We start from the raw sequence: 16,484 nt of genomic DNA, 5'->3' as shown, positions 1-16,484 counted from the left end.
CGCCGTCGCAACCGGTCGGGCGAGCTTATCCCGGAAAGGGATAGCGCCCAAAGCAGCCAAAAATAACCGGGGGTACTGCAAAGTTATGTGACTTATGACACACTTGCCGGCAGGGGAATCCTGCTAACGGCGTTCGGGGGCGGTGGAGCCGATCTGGAAGGCGATACAATGACTAAACAGGCCGAATTTGCGGTCATTTTGAAAATGAACCCGATGTTTGCGGATTTGGGCGCCGACGAATTGCAGCGTATCTCCGGCCTTTGCCATACCCAGCAGCTCGGCGTCGGCGAAATGTTGTTCCAGAAGGGTGATCCCGGCGACGCCCTGTACGGCGTCCGCCGCGGCCAGATTCGGATCGAAACCGGCGCCTCCGACGGCAGCCGCCTGACGTTGAATTTCATGGGCTCCGGCGATCTCTTCGGCGAAGTCGCCGTGCTCGACGGCCAGAGCCGCACCGCGGACGCTACCGCCGGCGAGCCGTCGGAACTGTTCGTGCTGCGGCGCGAGGATTTCCTCGCCTTCCTGGAGCGCGAGCCCAAGGTCGCGATCAAGATCATCACGCTGTTGTGTCAGCGCATCCGCTGGCAGAGCGAACGGATGGAAGAATCCGTGCTGCAGCCGCTGCCGGTCCGGCTGGCGCGGAGGCTCGTTGCGCTCGCTTCCGATTTCGGTTCCGAAGTTCACATCTCGCAGGAGCAGCTAGGCGTCTTCGTCGGCGCCGCTCGCGAAAGCGTCAATCGGCAACTGCAGCTCTGGCGCAAGGACGGCATCCTGGACCTGCAGCGAGGGAGAATCCTGCTGCAGAATATGACCAAGCTGACGGCGGTGGCGAGGAACGAGTAGGTTCCCATCCATCGTCAGGCATTGCCTGCTGTGGTATGATGGAAGGGACTGACAGAAGCCGACCGCGCGGACAATAGGTAGCGGGAAGCGCTCGGATCGGCCAAGACTGCTTCTCACTCCGCCGCAGGCGACATCGCGGGTGGGCCCTTGGCCGGCGGCTTGCCGTGATCACCGTGCTCCGTCTCCGCGCTGGAGACGATCAGCTTCTTGCCGAGGCGCCAGCACAGGGCGCCGAAATCGTCCATCACCATGAACATCGCGGGCACGAACACCAGCGACAGAATGGTGGAGAAGATCAGGCCGCCGATCACCGCGAGCGCCATCGGCGAGCGGAATTCACCGCCGGCGCCGAACGCCAGCGCTGACGGCATCATGCCCGCCGCCATCGCAATCGTCGTCATCACGATCGGGCGCGCGCGCTTCATGCCGGCGTCGATCATGGCGTCTTCGCGCTTCTTGCCCTCGCGGATCGCCGTAGTCGCGAATTCGACCAGCATGATGGCGTTCTTGGTGACGATGCCCATCAGCATCAGGATGCCGATCCATACCGGCGTGGTGAGCTGCTTGCCGGTCAGCAGCAAGGCTGCGATCGCGCCGCCGATCGACAGCGGCAGCGAGAACAGGATGGTGATCGGTTGCAGGAAAGTGCCGAACAACAGCACCAGCACCGCATAGACCATCATCAGGCCGGCGGTGATCGCAGTCGCAAAGCCCTCCGACAATTCGTTGAGGCTTTCGGCGTCGCCCGACGGGCTCACCTTCACGCCCTTCGGCAGGCTCTTCATGACCGGAAGATCGTAGATCAACTTTGTGGCGTCGCCGAGTGCCGCAGTGCCGACGAGGTCGGCGGCGACGGTTGCCTGCCGTTCCCGATCATAGCGGTTGATGCTGGTCGGGCCCTGATCGAGCTGGATGTCGGCGACGACAGACAGCGGCACGCCGCCGCGTTCGCCGCGCTGGCCGAGCGGCACCCGCAATTGCTGCAGCATCTGCAGATCGCTGCGCGCACTGTCCTCGAGCTGGACCCGGATCGGCACCTGACGGTCGCCGGCGTCGAATTTTGCCAATGCCGGACCGACGTCGCCAATGGTGGCGACGCGAATCGTCTGCGACAGGCTCTCCGTCGAAACGCCAAGACGTGCCGCCAGTTCGGCCCGCGGCCGGATGCGAAGCTCGGGGCGATCGAGCGCGGTTTCCGAGATCACGTTGGCGATGATCGGGATCCGCTTCATCTGCGTCGCCAGCTCGCTGGCGACGTTGTTGACAATGTTGCTGTCGGTGCCGGTCACGACCAGCGAAATCGCGCGCAGGCCGTTTTCGTCGAGGAACCAGAAGCGGATATCGGGAACGTTTTCCAGCTCCTGGCCGATCTCGAGTTCGAGCTGCCGCTGGGTGATGTTGCGATCGGCCTTCGGCGTGTAGTTGATGATCAGCGCGGCGCGCCGGACTTCCTGCGTCCCCGGCGGCACCCGGCCGCCATCGACGAAGATGCTCTTCACCTCGGGACGCTTGCGCAGACGGGCGACGATTTCTTCCGTCACCTTCTCGGTATATGCAAGCTGCGAGCCCGGCGGCAGCTCCATCGCCAGCAGCGAGCGCGCGGTGTCCTGCGCGGGCAGGAAGCCCTGCGGCAGCAGCGTGATGCTCCAGATCGAAGCGGCGAAGACGCCGAAGCCGATCAACACCGTGATGAAGTAGTGCTTCACCGACCAGGTCACGAGTTTGGAGTAGGTCTGCAGGATGCGCCCAGGCGGCGGGTCTTCGTGCGGGTGATCCTTCAGGAAGTAAGCGGCGAGCACCGGCGTGACGAAGCGCGCGGCGAGCAGCGAGAAGAACACCTGCACCGACACGGTGATGCCGAACTGCTTGAAGAACTGTCCGGCGATACCGGACATGAAGCTGGCGGGAGCAAAGATCGCAATAATCGTCAGCGAAATCGCGATCACCGCGAGACCGATTTCGTCGGCAGCCTCGAGCGCCGCGCGATAGGGCGACTTGCCCATGCGCATGTGGCGCACGATGTTCTCGATTTCGACGATAGCGTCGTCGACCAGAATGCCCGTCGACAGCGTAATGGCGAGGAAGGAGACGAGGTTCAGCGAGAAGCCGAGCAGGTCCATCGCCCAGAACGCTGGGAAGATCGACAGCGGCAGCGAGATCGCGGCGATGATGGTGGCTCTGATATCGCGCAGGAACAGCAGCACGACGATCACCGCGAGGATCGCGCCCTCGAACAAGGTCGAGATCGCCGCATCGTAATTGCCCTTGGTGAAGTTGACCGAGGTGTCGATCAGTTTCAGGTCGACGTCGGGATAGGCGACCTTCAGCGCATCGATGCGCTTCTGCACGGCCTCCGCCACCACTACGTCGCTGGCGCCCTTGGAGCGCTTGATGCCGAGCGCCACCACCGGTTCGCCGTTGAAGCGGGCAAAGGTCCGGCGATCGGCAATGGTGTCGGTGACGGTGCCGAGGTCGTCGAGCCGGACTTCGCCGCCGCCGAACAGCGGGATCATCGTGCCGGCGAGATCGTTCAGCGTCTTGGCGCCGGCCAGCGTGCGGATCGCCTGGTCGTTCTTGCCGATTTCGGCGCGGCCGCCGGCGAGGTCCACATTGGTGCCGCGAAGGATCTGGCTGACATTGACGGCGGTGAGCCCCGCCGCCTGCAGCCGGTCGGGATCGAGCGAAACGAGAATTTCGCGCTCGACACCGCCGATGCGCTCGACCTGCGCAACGCCGCGGACGCCCTGCAGCGCGCGCTTGACGACGTCGTCGACGAAATAGGAAAGCTGCTCCGGCGTCTTGCCCGGCGATATCGCGGCATAGGTGACGATCGGCAGGCCGATCACGTCGACGCGCTGGATCAGCGGCTCGTTGACGTTCTGCGGCAGGTTGGCGCGTACACGGGTGACGGCATCCTTGACGTCGTTGAGCGCGCGATCGGTGTTGGTCTCGAGCGCGAACTGGATCGTCGTCACCGACAGGCCGTCGGTGATTGAGGACGAAATGTGCCGAACGCCTTCGACGCCGGATACGCCGTCCTCGATGGTCTTGGTGACCTGCGCTTCCAGTTCGGCGGGAGCAGCGCCGAATTGCGCGACAGCGACCGAGATCACGGGGATGTCGGCGCTCGGCAGCCGCGTCACCGCGAGCTTGGTGAAGCTGACCCAGCCCAAGACCAGGAGAATGATTGAAAAGACGATCGAAGGAAGCGGGTTCCGGATCGACCAAGCCGAGATGTTCAAAGCCATTAGCGTGCCCGCGTGCGCTCGAGTTCATCGGCGAACATGGTCTTGACCTGGTCGCCGTCATGCAGCGAGGTGCCAGCATCGGCCACGACGGTTTCGCCGACGTCGAGGCCTTCAAGAATTTCAGTTGAGGTTTCGGAGGTCAGGCCGACCCGCACCTTTCGCGTCTCGATGGTGTTGCCCTTCACGACCTGCAGGGTCAGGCGGTCGATGGCGGTGCGCGGGACAGCTACGCCGCAGGAGCGCTTGGCATCGATATTGGCGCGGGCAAACATGCCGACCTTGAGCGAGGGATTGTTGTTCAGCGAAATCCGGACCTTGCCGAGTTGGGTGGTGCGGTCGATCTGCGGCGAGATCTGCCGGACCTTGCCGACGACATCGGGCGCATCGTCACGGCTGATGCGTACCGTCGCACCCGGATTGAGCTTGAGCAGATGAACGCTCGGCACTTCGGCTTCGAGCTCGATTTCATTGTTCACGGAGACACGGAACATCGGGCCGGCCTGCGGCGAAGCCGGCGCGCCGACCGCAGTCCTGACTTCGGTAACGAGACCGGCAGCCGGCGCGCGAAGAGATATCGGTCCAGACCGGCCTCCCGGGGCTCCCGGCTGTTGCGGCGGCGGGGTGAGGCGCGCCATCTCCTGATTTTCGGTAACCGTATCGCCTTCCTTGATGAACAGATCAGTGACCCTCGAGCCCTCCTGATCGACGCCGATCTGGGCCTCGCGCCGCGGCACGATAAAGCCGGTGACGCGCACCATGTCGGAGAAACAGGCATTGGTGGATTTGGTCACGATCACCAACGCCTGGCCCGGCGTTTCCTTTTCTTCCGCGCGCGGACGGTGCTCGAACCAGTAATAGCCGACGGCCACAACGGCAACGAAGGCCACCCCGAGCGCGGGTTTGAAGTATTCGGAGAATTTCATCGCCGGATCAATCCAGACTGGAAGTCAAATCAAACAAGGCGCATTGGCTGGCCGAAGGCCTGCGATCTCGCCCAAAACGAATACGTCCCGCACGGGTGCTGCGGGACGTTATTGTAGCCGGAAACCAATGCTCGGCGCCACGCCCTTACTTGGATGCGTTCGACGCCGTGGCCTTGTTTTCCATGTTGACGACCTGAACGCGACGGTTCACTTCCGCCATCGGCTGGCTCGGGTCCTTGAGCTTGCTCTTGCCGTATCCGACGGTGACGAGATCGGTGCCGTTGATGCCGTATTTGTCGACGAGATAGCGCTTGATCGCGTCGGCGCGGCGCTCGGACAAATCCTGGTTGTAGGCTTCGCCGCCGGCCGCGTCGGTGTGGCCCGCGACCACGAAGGTCGAGCCCCTCAGATCATTGTTGGTGAGCGCGCGGCCGAGCGCCTGAACCGACGGCAGCGACTTCGCGCTGATGTCGGCCGAGTTGTAGTCGAAATTGATCTCCAGATCGATCTTCGGCTTGTCCTTGACGATGGTGGCGATTTCCTCGCGCTCGGCGGTCGAGAGCGACCGCGTGGAGCGGCCACGGATCTTCTGGACGAATTTGGTTTCGGTAGCGGCCGCGGTCGGATCGACGGTTTGGTGCGGGCCGACCGAAAGGCCGCGGGTGAGCGGCTTCTTCTCCGGCGCCAGCGCGCGGACGATCTGATCTTCGGTGACGTTCCTCTCCTGCGCGAGGGCAGTTCCCGCACTTAAGTCGATTGCGGCGCCCAGCGCCGCAACCGAGACGATTGCTGTAAGGATCTTCGTTGCTGAGAAATTTGCCATTGCCAGTCCCCTCCTGCGGGCACGCGGTTCTAAGGTCATCCAAATGAGCTGCCGCACCTTGGTTTGCGGCCGGCTGCTTTACTTTAGTCTGGGCGCCCGCCGCAGGGTTCGAGGCGCCGCCAGCCTTCATACCTAAAAAATCGTCACTGCACCCCGTAATCGGCGAATTCCTTGACGATATTGGGGTCCATCGCCTTCGCATTGTTAATATCGAGATCGCCTTCCGAAATCGAGCCGTTGCGCTTCTTGGCAAGACCGCGGCCGTACAGCGACGACGTCAATCTCGGGTTGATCCTGAGGGCGGCGTCGAAATCAGCAATTGCATTCTTGTTCTGGCCGCTTTTCAGGTTAACGAGGCCGCGGCTGTCGAGCGCGTCGACGAAATTCGGCCGCAGCCGCAACGCCTCGTTGCAATCCTTCAGTGCCGCCTGCAGGTCCCCGATCACCGTGCGGGCCCAGCAGCGGTTGTTGTAAGCTTCCACATCCTTCGGATTCAGCCGCAGCGAATTGTTGAAGTCCTTGATGGCGAGCTCGTAGGCGCCCTTGCTCGCATAGACCTGTCCGCGCCGGTACAGCGCGGCGGCATCGTCCGGATTGTCGTTGAGCCTGGTGGTCAGGTTCTTGATGGTCGGGTCGTCGGCCAGCGCAACCGCCGTCGGGCTGGGGCTCTCGGTTGGCTTGGCGGGCGGCGGAGGCGGAGGAATCGCGGCTTCAGCCGGCTTCGGCGGCGCCGGAGGAGGCGGTGGCGGAGCAGGCGCGGCCACCTGGGGCGCGGCAGCGGGAGCAGGGGAAGGAGCGGGTGCAGGCGCGGGAGTGGTTGGCGCTGCGGCCACCGGAGCTGGCGGCGGGCTCGCCGGCCGCGGGCCGCCGCTGGGAATAAAGGAGAAATCCTCGGCAAGCGACGACGAGATCCACGGCACCTGCTCCTGGCGCGAGGCGCGGGTGACACCGACGCGGGTGCGGTTCAGCGTTTCCTCCGCCATCAAATCGGGGGTGCGGATTTCCTTCAGCAGCTCTTTCACAAACAGGCTGCGGTCGCTGCCATTGTCGGAAACGACGGACGAGAGCGCGGCCGAATACATCACCAGCGTGCCGTTCGGGGCGATAACCGGCGCAAGGCCAGCGGAAAAGCTGCGGAACCGGCGCTCGAACGGATTGCGCCTGCTGGCGTCGATCAGCGCGATCTTGACGCCCGCGCCGCGACTGTTGATCTCCCCCAGCACGGTTTCGAGGCTGAAACCGTCGCGGCGAACGTCGGCCTCGGTCCAGATCTGCGCATCGACGGGGATCATGTAGCTCTGGCGGCTCGACTGCACGCCAAAGCCCGAAAAGAAGATCAGCGCGACCGAGCCGGGCTTGATTTTGCCGTAGAGCCGCTCGAATGCGCGGCGCATCTGCTCGCCGGTCAGGTTCTCGCCGATATCGACATTGAAGCCGTCGCGCTTGAGCTCTTCGGCGATGTCGCGCGCATCATTGATCGGTTCCTTCAGGGGCGCCTCGGCGTCCGGATATTTCGCGTTGCCGATCACCAGCGCATAACGTTCGCCGGCTGCGAGCGACGGGGCTACCGACGCGACCGCAAAAATCAGGGAAAGGAGCAATACAAGGCGGGTTTTCATATTGACGGCAATCCAGCCAAAATGGCGCCGATACCAGCTTGCGCCGCGGCGACCTTACTCTACGCACTCTGCATTATCAAACCGCGCGCACAGCTCGTCAACCGCTTGCGATCTCGGCACTAATTGCGGCAATTAACCGCGACCGCACCGCGTGGATGAAGGGGAATAAACAATGTTGACGGGCGGCAACACCTCGGCGCGCGGACCTGGTCCGCGCGATCGGTTCCCGATCTGCTCGACCATCCTTTCGTGATGCCCGGCTGCGTCCGAATATGCCGGTCATACCTGGGTCACCCGCGGTTGACGGCCACCATGGAAATGTGACTCTTCTCACATAATGCTCTGCAATGCCACGCGGTCGTCATTCGCGCACCGCGTTTGACCTTCGCAGATGACAATGGCTTGCTGCCGGGACCGGCCAAGTTCAGCAAAGAAAAGTTCAGCACAAAAGAAGAGCGACACCGATGGGAAACGCCTACGAGATCTACGCCCTGCGCTATGCGACGATGTCGCCCCGCACTCCTCATTTGAATTTTCTGATCCCCGATCCGCACGAAACCACGGCGCAGGATCTGGATTACTTCGTCTGGCTGATCCGAGGGGGCGGCCGCGACATCCTGGTCGACACCGGCTTCAACGCCGAGGAGGCGAAGGCGCGTTCGCGCAAACTCACGCTCAATCCGGTCGACGCACTGGCGGATTTCGGCGTTGCCGCCGATACGATTCGCGACGTGATCGTCACCCATCTGCATTACGATCACGCCGGCAATCTCGATCGCTTCCCGAACGCGCGGTTTCATCTGCAGGACCGCGAGATGAGCTACGCAACCGGGCGCTGCATGTGCAACGGCATGTTGCGGCATCCGTTTTCGGTCGAGCACGTCACCACCATGGTGCGCCACGTCTATGGCGAGCGCGTCACCTTCCATTCCGGCGACGGCGAGATCGTCCCCGGCGTGACGGTGCATCGCGTCGGCGGCCATTCCGATGGCCTGCAGGTCGTGCGCGTCGAAACTGCGCGGGGGCCGGTGGTGCTGGCGTCGGACGCTTCGCACTACTACGCCAATTTGCACAAGCGCAGCCCGTTTCCGATCGTCTACAATGTCGGCGACATGGCGCAGGGCTGGGAAATCGTCGAGCGCCTGGCCGGCCATCCCGATCGTTTCATTCCCGGCCACGATCCGATCGTGAGCGAGATCTACCCGCGCGCCAGCGACAAGGTCGATGCGTTCGCGCTGCACCTGGCGCCGTCGCGTTCTTTCGCGAAATAGCGGACGGTCATGATGCCAGCGTACAACACGATCGGCTTCATCGGCCTCGGCGTGATGGGCGAGCCGATCTGCCGCAATCTGGTGAAGAAGAGCGGTAAGCGCGTGATCGCGTTCGATCTTGCGGCCGAGCCGCTGGCGCGGCTGCAGGCCGAGGGCGCGGAGGCCGCAGGCTCCGTCGCCCACGTCGTCCGGCAAAGCGACTTGCTGTTCCTCTGCCTGCCCAGCGCCAAGCATGTGCGCGCGGTGTTCGAGGGCGACGGCATCCTGGCGAACATCCGCAGCGGCAAGGTCGTCGTCGATCTCGGTACGTCGTCAGTCGGCCAAACGCGGGAGTTTGCCAAGCTGCTGCAGGCCAAGGGTGCATCTTGGGCCGACGCGCCGATCGCGCGCACGCGCCAGGCGGCCCAGGACGGCACGCTGAGCGTGATGGTTGGCGCGGTGCCCGCGCTTTATGCCGATATCGAGCCACTGATCCGCTGCTTTGCCACTGACGTCACCCGTTGCGGCGACGTTGGTGCGGGGCAGGTGACGAAGATTCTCAACAACATGGTGCTGTTCGAAACCGTCAACGCGCTGGCCGAAGCGGTCGCTGTCGCGAAGCATAATGGTGTCGACCCAAAGCTGCTGCTCGATACGCTTTCCAAGGGCTCGGCCGACAGTTTTGCGCTGCGCAATCACGGCATGAAAGCGATCGTGCCGGGCAATTTTCCGGAGCGCGCGTTCTCGACCGAATATGCGCTGAAGGATCTTTCCTATGCGCTGGAGCTCGCGGCTGATGCGGGATTGAAAATCCGTGGTGCGGAGCTGGTCGGCACGATTCTGCAGGAAGCGATCGATGCCGGCTCAGGGGACAATTATTTCACTGTCATCGCGAAACATATTGGCGGCCGCTAATCGGAGAGACGATCATGATTCAACGCTTTGCCGGGCTTACACCAACCCGCAGCCGTGCCGTCGCTCACGACGATCTGGTATTCACGGTGGCTGTCGCGCCCGACCCGGTCACCCCGTCGATGTACGAGCAGAGCGTAAAGGCGCTCGCCCGGATCGACGAAAGCCTCGCGCTGTGCGGCACGGACAAGAGCAAGATTCTCTCGGCTATCGTCTACATCACCGATATCAAACGCAAAGGCGAGATGAACCGTGCCTGGGATGAATGGGTCGATACGAAAAATCCGCCAATGCGCGCCTGCATCGGCGTCGATCTCGAGCCGCCGCATATCGTGGAGATCGTGGTGACGGCCGTGAAGTGAGCCTCGGCACAGCGCTCAAGCGGGTCAGTAAGCCTCTTTCGCGTCCGCCTCTTCGCTGGTCTGCACCAGGTCGAGGCTCGCCTCGACCTTTCCGAGCAGCCTTGCGAAATCCTTGCGCTCCTGCGTGGATAGGCAGGAGAGAATCTCCTGTTCCCTGCGCAGCAGCCGTGGGATCAACTCCTCATAGAGCGCTTCGCCCTTGTGCGTCAGACGCAGGCGGAATTCGCGGCGGTCGTCCTCGTTCTCGACGCGCTCGATGATCTCTCGCTTCATCAGCGACGTGACTGCGCGGCTGATGGTGGATTTGTGGGTGCGGGTGCAGTGGGCGATGTATTGCGCGCTGCAGGCATCGTGGCGGAAGCCGAGCGTCGCCAGCACGCGCCATTCCGGAATATCGAGCCCATAGCGCGCCGCATACTCGGCCGAGAGTGCGGAGCTAACTTCGGCCGCCAGTCGGTTAAGCCGGAACGGCACGAACTTGAAGAGGTCCAGTCGTGCGGCCCTTTTCTGCGCGCTCTCTTCCCGCGGACCAGCCGCCATTTCGCCTGACATCGCTTTTGGCAAGAATCGCCTCGATTTGAGTTGACGCCGGACCCGGCCGGGGGTTTAAGATAGTTGCATGTGAGACTAATTAGCAGGGTTGCAGGCCGCTAGCCAGCGTTTTCGAGCGAAGTGGATACCGGTTCGCGTCGAGAAAACGCGTCAAAACAAGATCTCTAGTCACGGGTTGACCCGCATGGCGCTGACTAAGACCCAATTCGGCTATCGTCGCCACTCCGACCAGGATCGGGCGGGTGCGAACGTGGCCGAGCACCCGATCGTCATTGTGGGCGCTGGTCCAGTGGGGCTGTCGCTTGCGATCGGTATGGCGCAGCGCGGGCAAGCGGTCGTGCTGCTCGACGACGCTGACCGGATCGGCGAGGGCTCGCGGGCGATCTGCTTCTCGAAACGCTCGCTCGAATTCTGGGACCGGCTCGGCATCGGCCAGCGCATGGTCGACAAGGGCGTGGTGTGGAGCGTCGGCAAGATCTTTCACGGCGACTCCCAGCTCTATCAATTCAATTTGCTGCCCGAGGAGGGGCACAAGCGGCCGGCCTTCATCAACCTGCAGCAATTCTACGCGGAAGCCTATCTGGTCGATCGTGTCGAGGAACTCCCCGAGATCGACCTGCGCTGGCGCAACAAGGTGACCGGGCTCGAGCCGCACAACGACCATGTGGTGCTGTCGATCCAGACGCCGGACGGCCCCTATCGGCTGGCGGCGCAATACGTGATCGCCTGCGATGGCGCCCGATCCTCGCTGCGGCAAATGGTGGGAGCGGAGTTTGCGGGCCAGGTGTTCGAAGACCAGTTCCTGATCGCCGACGTCAAGATGACCGCGGCGTTTCCAACCGAGCGCTGGTTCTGGTTCGATCCGCCGTTCCACGCCGGGCGCTCCGCGCTATTGCATAAGCAGCCGGATGACATTTGGCGGATCGACCTGCAGCTTAATCGCTTCGCCGATCCGGCCATTGAAAAGCTGCCGGAGAACGTGCGGCCACGCATCGCCCGGATGCTCGGTCACGACAAGTTCGATTTCGAATGGATATCGCTGTACAAATTCCAGTGCCGGCGGATGAACAAGTTCATCCATGGCCGGGTAATCTTTGCCGGCGATGCCGCCCATCAGGTCTCGCCGTTCGGCGCGCGTGGCGCCAATTCCGGGCTCGAGGACGCCGAGAATCTGGCGTGGAAACTCGATCGCGTGCTGCGGGGTATCTCGCCCGAGGCGCTGCTCGAGAGCTACCACATCGAGCGCAGCGCCGCGGCCGACGAGAACATCCGCGAATCCACCCGCTCGACCGATTTCATGGCGCCCAACTCCCACCAGGAGGCGCGGCTGCGCAAGGCGGTGCTATCGCTCGCCCGGGAAACCGAGTTCGGCAAGCGGATGGTCAATGCGGGCCGTCTCTCGACGCCCTCGATCTACGAAACGCCGCTTTCGACCGCCGATAGCGATTCCTGGCGCGGCGGCCCGCGTCCCGGCGCCTCGATGCCGGACGCGCCGGTTGCAGGCCGGAGCGGCGAACCGATGTATCTCACCGATGCTTTCATCGGGGCGGGAACGGGGTTCACGCTGCTGGAGTTTAGCAATGGAGCTATGCCGGAGCCGCCTGAGGAAATAGCCACAATCCGGATTGGCGGCAAAGGCGGTCTGGCCGATTCTGCAGGTCTTGCTGCCACGCGTTACGACGCCGAGCCAGGCACGGCCTATCTGCTGCGTCCCGATGGCTACGTCGCGGCGCGCTTTCGGCATCCGACCCGGGGGGCACTCGATGCCGCGCTCGCGCGTGCCGCCGGCTACAACTGAGGTTTCGTCATGGCGCTATCGACCAGTTCGAACTTTGCCAAGCCTGATGACGCGTTCCGCGCCATCGTCGAGGCGCATCGTGGACTGAACGACGAGCAAAGCGCCGATCTCGATGCGGCACTGGTTCTCATCCTCGCCAATCACATCGGCGATCTCGATGTGCTGAAGGAGGCGATTGCGCTCGCCGCTCGGCGGATGCTCGATGCTGGCCACCAGCAACAGCAGCAGCAACAGCAATAATAACTCGCGTCTTAAAACGAAGTCAGGAATCGAATTGATGGCTAAAGGTTTCGCGTCCACCACCGATCTCGCGGAGAAGAAGATCACCTTCTCCGAAATCGGCACTGATCTCTACGCCTTCACCGCCGAGGGCGATCCGAACTCCGCGATCATCGTTGGCGACGATGGCTGCCTTGTGTTCGACGCGCAGGCGACGCCGGCGATGGCGAACAAGGTGATCGAGCGCGTCCGCACCGTCACCGATAAGCCGATCAAATATGTCGTGCTGTCGCATTATCACGCCGTGCGCGTGCTCGGCGCTTCCGCCTACAAGGCGCAGGGCATCGTGGCGTCGGCCGAAACCTATCGGTTGATCGCGGAGCGCGGCCAGCAGGATTGGGATTCCGAATACGGCCGCTTTCCCCGCCTGTTCCAGGATGCACAGAGCATTCCCGGGCTGACCTGGCCGACGCTGACCTTTGAAGGCGAGATGTCGATTTACTTAGGAAAACGCGAGGTGCGGTTGATGCAACTCGGTGCCGGGCATACGTCGGGCGATATCGTAGCCTGGGTGCCGGATGCCGAAGTGATGTTTTCCGGCGACCTCATCGAATATCACTCGGCCTGCTATTGCGGCGATGCGCATTTGCGCGAATGGCCGATGACGCTGAACGAAATCCGCGCCTTCAATCCGAAGGCGATCGCGCCGGGCCGCGGCGACGCGCTGAAAGGTCTGTCGACCGGGCGCGACGCGATCGCGATGACGCGCGACTTCGTCACGACGCTCTATGGCGCCGCGGAAAGCTCGGTTGCCAAGGGCCGCACGCTGAAAGAGACCTTTGCCGCGACGCGCGAGGTGATGGATCCAAAATTTTCCAGCTTCGCCATTTACGAGCACTGCCTGCCGTTCAACGTCTCGCGCGCGTTCGACGAGGCTTCGGGAATAGACGATCCCGTGATCTGGACCGACAAGCGCGACCAGGAAATGTGGGCCGCCCTGCAAGGAGGAGGATAGACCATGAAGATCAACACCTCGCCTGATCAGATCGTTCGCAGCAGCGCACAACTGACGCCGGGCTATATGTCCGGTTTCGGCAACAGTTTTGAAACCGAGGCCTTGCCCGGCGCGCTGCCGATGGGCCGCAATTCGCCGCAGCGCTGCGCCTACGGGCTCTACGCTGAACAGCTTTCCGGCTCGCCGTTCACCGCGCCACGCGGCAGCAATGAGCGCTCCTGGCTCTATCGCATCCGCCCGTCGGTGAAGCATTCGGGCCGCTTTGCGAAAGTTGATGCCGGGCTGTGGCGCACCGCGCCGTGCCACGAGTATGACTTGCCGATCTCGCAACTGCGCTGGGGTCCGGCGCCGATCCCGAAGGAAGACAAGACTTTCCTGCAGGGCGTGCAGACCATGACAACGGCGGGCGACGCCAATACGCAAGGAGGCATGGCCGCGCATGTCTATCTCATCACCAAGTCAATGGTCGATCAGCATTTCTACAATGCCGATGGCGAGATGATGTTTGTCGCGCAGCAGGGCAACCTGCGCCTTGTCACCGAATTCGGCCGCATCGATATCGAGCCGGGCGAGATCGCGGTGATTCCGCGCGGCGTGAAATTCCGGGTGGAGATTCCGAATGGACCTGCGCGCGGCTATCTCTGCGAGAATTACGGCGGCGCCTTCACGCTGCCGGAACGCGGGCCGATCGGCGCCAACTGCCTCGCCAATTCGCGCGACTTCCTCACGCCGGTCGCTAGCTATGAGGACAAGGACACGCCGACGGAACTGTACGTGAAATGGGGCGGCTCGCTGTTCAAGACGACGCTGCCGCATTCGCCGATCGACGTGGTGGCCTGGCACGGCAATTACGCGCCGTACAAATACGACCTGCGCACCTTCTCGCCGGTCGGCGCCATCAGCTTCGACCATCCCGATCCCTCGATCTTCACGGTGCTGACCTCGCCGTCGGAAACGGCCGGCACCGCGAACATCGATTTCGTGATTTTCCCGGAGCGCTGGGCGGTCGCCGAAAACACCTTCCGCCCGCCCTGGTATCACATGAACATCATGAGTGAGTTTATGGGGCTGATCTACGGCGTGTATGACGCCAAGCCGCAGGGTTTTGTTCCGGGCGGCATCAGCTTGCACAACTGCATGCTGCCGCACGGCCCCGACCGCGAGGCCTTCGACCATGCCAGCAACGGCGAGCTAAAGCCGGTAAAGCTGACGGGCACCATGGCCTTCATGTTCGAAACGCGTTTTCCGCAGCGGGTGACCCAGCACGCGGCGACGTCGGCGACCTTGCAGGACGACTACGCCGATTGCTGGAAGGGCCTCGAGAAGCGGTTCGATCCGAACAAGCCGTGATCGCTTACCCTCCCCTGGAGGGGGAGGGTCGGCTCGCATGAGCGCAGCGAAATGCGAGACGGGGTGGGGTGATCTCTCAACACGGGCACTGTTCGAGAGGAGAGACCGTCACCCCACCCCGCCGCTCATTTCATGAGCGTCGACCCACGAGCGAGCTTCGCTCGTCTCGGACCCCTCCAGGGGAGGGTGAAAGAACCAGCCCTAGTGATATTCGGGAAAACCATGCCCCACCCCAACGATCCCAAACTCCGCTCCTTCATCCCCGTCGATCCCACTTCCCATTTCCCGATCCAGAATCTCCCTTACGGCGTGTTCTCCGCCAAGGACGGGCTCGCCCCACGCATCGGTGTAGCGATCGGCGATTACGTGCTCGACCTCTGGCAGCTCGCGCAGGACTGCCGCTTCGATCTCGTTGAGCCGGCGGTATTCGCCGCGCCGCAGCTCAATGCGTTCATGGCGATGGGGCCAAAGGTCTGGTCGAGCGCGCGGGCGCGGATCAGCGAGCTTCTGCGGGATGATCATCCCGAACTTCGTGACAATGAGAAACTCCGCAAGCGCGCGCTGGTGCCGATGGCGGACGTGAAGCTGCACCTGCCGTTCGCGGTCTCCGGCTACACCGATTTCTATTCGTCCAAGGAGCACGCCACCAATGTCGGCGTGATGTTCCGCGGCAAGGACAATGCGCTGCAGCCGAACTGGCTGCACATGCCGATCGGCTATAACGGCCGCGCATCGACGGTTGTCGTCAGCGGCACGCCGGTGCGCCGGCCGCGCGGCCAATTGAAGCCGCCGACGGCCGACATGCCGAGTTTCGGCCCCTGCAAGCGGCTCGATTTCGAGTTGGAAATGGGCGTGGTGATCGGCCAGCCATCGGTGATGGGCGAAATGCTCACCGAGAAGCAGGCCGAAGAGATGATCTTCGGTTTCGTCATCCTCAACGACTGGAGCGCGCGCGACATCCAGCAGTGGGAATACGTCCCGCTCGGCCCGTTCCAGGCAAAAGTGTTCGCGACCTCGATCAGCCCGTGGGTGGTGACGCGCGAGGCACTGGAGCCGTTCCGTCTTCATGGCCCTGCGCAGGATCCGAAGCCGCTGCCGTACCTGCAGCAGACGCAGCCGAACAATTACGACATGGCGCTAGAGGTAGACTTGCGCGCCGCGCCGATGAACGCGCCGAAAAACATCAGCCGCACCAATTTCAAATACATGTACTGGTCGTCGGTGCAGCAGCTCGTGCACCATGCTTCATCCGGCTGCGCCATGAATGTCGGCGATCTCTTAGGCTCCGGCACCATCTCCGGTCCGGAGAAGGACCAGCGCGGCAGCCTGTTGGAGATAAGCTGGAACGGCACCGAGCCGGTCGAACTGGCCGAGGGCGTGAAGCGCTCGTTCCTGGAGGATGGCGACTCGCTCGTGATGCGCGGCTGGTGCCAGGGCGACGGCTATCGCGTCGGTTTTGGCGAGGTCGAGGGGACGATCTTGGCGGCGGGGTAACTCCCTCCCCGTCATTGCGAGGAGCGAAGCGACGAAGCAATCCATCTCTCCTCACGCGCGGTGGGATGGATTGCTT

14 protein-coding genes are annotated in these 16,484 nt (G+C 63.0%); 9 read left to right on the top strand and 5 right to left on the bottom strand.

Annotated features, from left to right (window positions below; all coding sequences use genetic code 11):
• Window positions 1-168: 168 nt before the first annotated feature.
• Window positions 169-843 (top strand): Crp/Fnr family transcriptional regulator, encoded by a 675-nt coding sequence (locus tag V1273_RS33165; RefSeq protein ID WP_065747796.1) that lies wholly within the window; start codon window positions 169-171, stop codon window positions 841-843.
• Window positions 844-956: 113 nt separating this feature from the next.
• Here V1273_RS33165 and V1273_RS33160 read toward each other — a convergent pair whose 3' ends face one another.
• The 4 genes from V1273_RS33160 to V1273_RS33145 all read right to left on the bottom strand — a co-directional run bounded on the left by V1273_RS33160 (window position 957) and on the right by V1273_RS33145 (window position 7,456).
• The gene (locus tag V1273_RS33160; RefSeq protein WP_334412046.1) at window positions 957-4,091 is read right to left on the bottom strand and encodes an efflux RND transporter permease subunit; all 3,135 of its coding nucleotides are present in this window, start codon (window positions 4,089-4,091) and stop codon (window positions 957-959) included.
• The gene (locus tag V1273_RS33155) at window positions 4,091-5,014 is read right to left on the bottom strand and encodes an efflux RND transporter periplasmic adaptor subunit (protein WP_334365519.1); all 924 of its coding nucleotides are present in this window, start codon (window positions 5,012-5,014) and stop codon (window positions 4,091-4,093) included. Before V1273_RS33155 ends, V1273_RS33160 begins: the two co-directional genes overlap by 1 nt.
• 145 nt (window positions 5,015-5,159) lie before the next feature.
• The gene (locus V1273_RS33150) at window positions 5,160-5,837 is read right to left on the bottom strand and encodes an OmpA family protein (protein WP_334365518.1); all 678 of its coding nucleotides are present in this window, start codon (window positions 5,835-5,837) and stop codon (window positions 5,160-5,162) included.
• Window positions 5,838-5,980: 143 nt separating this feature from the next.
• Window positions 5,981-7,456, bottom strand: coding sequence for a caspase family protein (locus tag V1273_RS33145; RefSeq protein ID WP_334412045.1), 1,476 nt, complete (start codon window positions 7,454-7,456; stop codon window positions 5,981-5,983).
• 464 nt (window positions 7,457-7,920) lie between these two features.
• Here V1273_RS33145 and V1273_RS33140 point away from each other — a divergent pair, with 464 nt between their 5' ends.
• Genes V1273_RS33140 through V1273_RS33130 form a run of 3 tightly spaced genes read left to right on the top strand, consistent with a single transcriptional unit; the run spans window position 7,921 to window position 9,980 of the window.
• Window positions 7,921-8,727 carry an N-acyl homoserine lactonase family protein gene (locus V1273_RS33140; RefSeq protein WP_065747884.1) on the top strand — a complete coding sequence of 269 codons (807 nt, stop codon included), beginning with the start codon at window positions 7,921-7,923 and terminating at the stop codon, window positions 8,725-8,727.
• A 12-nt stretch (window positions 8,728-8,739) separates the two neighbouring features.
• Entirely contained in the window at window positions 8,740-9,621 is an 882-nt protein-coding gene (locus tag V1273_RS33135) for an NAD(P)-dependent oxidoreductase (protein WP_334412044.1), read from the top strand.
• 14 nt (window positions 9,622-9,635) lie between these two features.
• A complete protein-coding gene (locus V1273_RS33130; protein ID WP_213290108.1) occupies window positions 9,636-9,980 on the top strand; it encodes a RidA family protein in 345 nt (114 codons plus the stop codon).
• 24 nt (window positions 9,981-10,004) lie between these two features.
• Here the strand turns inward: V1273_RS33130 and V1273_RS33125 are convergent, their stop codons facing one another.
• Window positions 10,005-10,532 (bottom strand): MarR family winged helix-turn-helix transcriptional regulator, encoded by a 528-nt coding sequence (locus V1273_RS33125; RefSeq protein ID WP_334412312.1) that lies wholly within the window; start codon window positions 10,530-10,532, stop codon window positions 10,005-10,007.
• A gap of 184 nt (window positions 10,533-10,716) precedes the next feature.
• Here V1273_RS33125 and V1273_RS33120 point away from each other — a divergent pair, with 184 nt between their 5' ends.
• The 5 genes from V1273_RS33120 to fahA all read left to right on the top strand — a co-directional run bounded on the left by V1273_RS33120 (window position 10,717) and on the right by fahA (window position 16,408).
• A complete protein-coding gene (locus V1273_RS33120) occupies window positions 10,717-12,330 on the top strand; it encodes an FAD-dependent oxidoreductase (RefSeq protein ID WP_334412043.1) in 1,614 nt (537 codons plus the stop codon).
• Window positions 12,331-12,339: 9 nt separating this feature from the next.
• On the top strand, window positions 12,340-12,570 hold the full coding sequence (locus tag V1273_RS33115; RefSeq protein WP_334412042.1) for a DUF2783 domain-containing protein: 231 nt from the start codon (window positions 12,340-12,342) through the stop codon (window positions 12,568-12,570).
• A 37-nt stretch (window positions 12,571-12,607) separates the two neighbouring features.
• On the top strand, window positions 12,608-13,564 hold the full coding sequence (locus V1273_RS33110) for an MBL fold metallo-hydrolase (RefSeq protein WP_334412041.1): 957 nt from the start codon (window positions 12,608-12,610) through the stop codon (window positions 13,562-13,564).
• Between the two features lie 3 nt (window positions 13,565-13,567).
• Complete coding sequence (gene hmgA, locus V1273_RS33105) at window positions 13,568-14,914, top strand: homogentisate 1,2-dioxygenase (protein WP_334412040.1); 1,347 nt, start codon at window positions 13,568-13,570, stop codon at window positions 14,912-14,914.
• Between the two features lie 222 nt (window positions 14,915-15,136).
• A complete protein-coding gene (fahA, locus tag V1273_RS33100) occupies window positions 15,137-16,408 on the top strand; it encodes a fumarylacetoacetase (protein ID WP_334412039.1) in 1,272 nt (423 codons plus the stop codon).
• Window positions 16,409-16,484: the final 76 nt, after the last annotated feature.

This window comes from Bradyrhizobium sp. AZCC 1721, assembly GCF_036924715.1.
In the GTDB taxonomy this organism is placed as follows: domain Bacteria; phylum Pseudomonadota; class Alphaproteobacteria; order Rhizobiales; family Xanthobacteraceae; genus Bradyrhizobium.
This window is presented reverse-complemented; position numbering and strand designations above follow the sequence as displayed.

What these genes read in the sequence shown, in the direction of transcription:
- V1273_RS33165 (WP_065747796.1), top strand. Translation starts at nt 169, where the DNA reads ATGACTAAACAGGCCGAATTTGCGGTCATTTTGAAAATGAACCCGATG.
- V1273_RS33160 (WP_334412046.1), bottom strand. Translation starts at nt 4,091, where the DNA reads ATGGCTTTGAACATCTCGGCTTGGTCGATCCGGAACCCGCTTCCTTCG.
- V1273_RS33155 (WP_334365519.1), bottom strand. Translation starts at nt 5,014, where the DNA reads ATGAAATTCTCCGAATACTTCAAACCCGCGCTCGGGGTGGCCTTCGTT.
- V1273_RS33150 (WP_334365518.1), bottom strand. Translation starts at nt 5,837, where the DNA reads ATGGCAAATTTCTCAGCAACGAAGATCCTTACAGCAATCGTCTCGGTT.
- V1273_RS33145 (WP_334412045.1), bottom strand. Translation starts at nt 7,456, where the DNA reads ATGAAAACCCGCCTTGTATTGCTCCTTTCCCTGATTTTTGCGGTCGCG.
- V1273_RS33140 (WP_065747884.1), top strand. Translation starts at nt 7,921, where the DNA reads ATGGGAAACGCCTACGAGATCTACGCCCTGCGCTATGCGACGATGTCG.
- V1273_RS33135 (WP_334412044.1), top strand. Translation starts at nt 8,740, where the DNA reads ATGCCAGCGTACAACACGATCGGCTTCATCGGCCTCGGCGTGATGGGC.
- V1273_RS33130 (WP_213290108.1), top strand. Translation starts at nt 9,636, where the DNA reads ATGATTCAACGCTTTGCCGGGCTTACACCAACCCGCAGCCGTGCCGTC.
- V1273_RS33125 (WP_334412312.1), bottom strand. Translation starts at nt 10,532, where the DNA reads ATGTCAGGCGAAATGGCGGCTGGTCCGCGGGAAGAGAGCGCGCAGAAA.
- V1273_RS33120 (WP_334412043.1), top strand. Translation starts at nt 10,717, where the DNA reads ATGGCGCTGACTAAGACCCAATTCGGCTATCGTCGCCACTCCGACCAG.
- V1273_RS33115 (WP_334412042.1), top strand. Translation starts at nt 12,340, where the DNA reads ATGGCGCTATCGACCAGTTCGAACTTTGCCAAGCCTGATGACGCGTTC.
- V1273_RS33110 (WP_334412041.1), top strand. Translation starts at nt 12,608, where the DNA reads ATGGCTAAAGGTTTCGCGTCCACCACCGATCTCGCGGAGAAGAAGATC.
- hmgA (WP_334412040.1), top strand. Translation starts at nt 13,568, where the DNA reads ATGAAGATCAACACCTCGCCTGATCAGATCGTTCGCAGCAGCGCACAA.
- fahA (WP_334412039.1), top strand. Translation starts at nt 15,137, where the DNA reads ATGCCCCACCCCAACGATCCCAAACTCCGCTCCTTCATCCCCGTCGAT.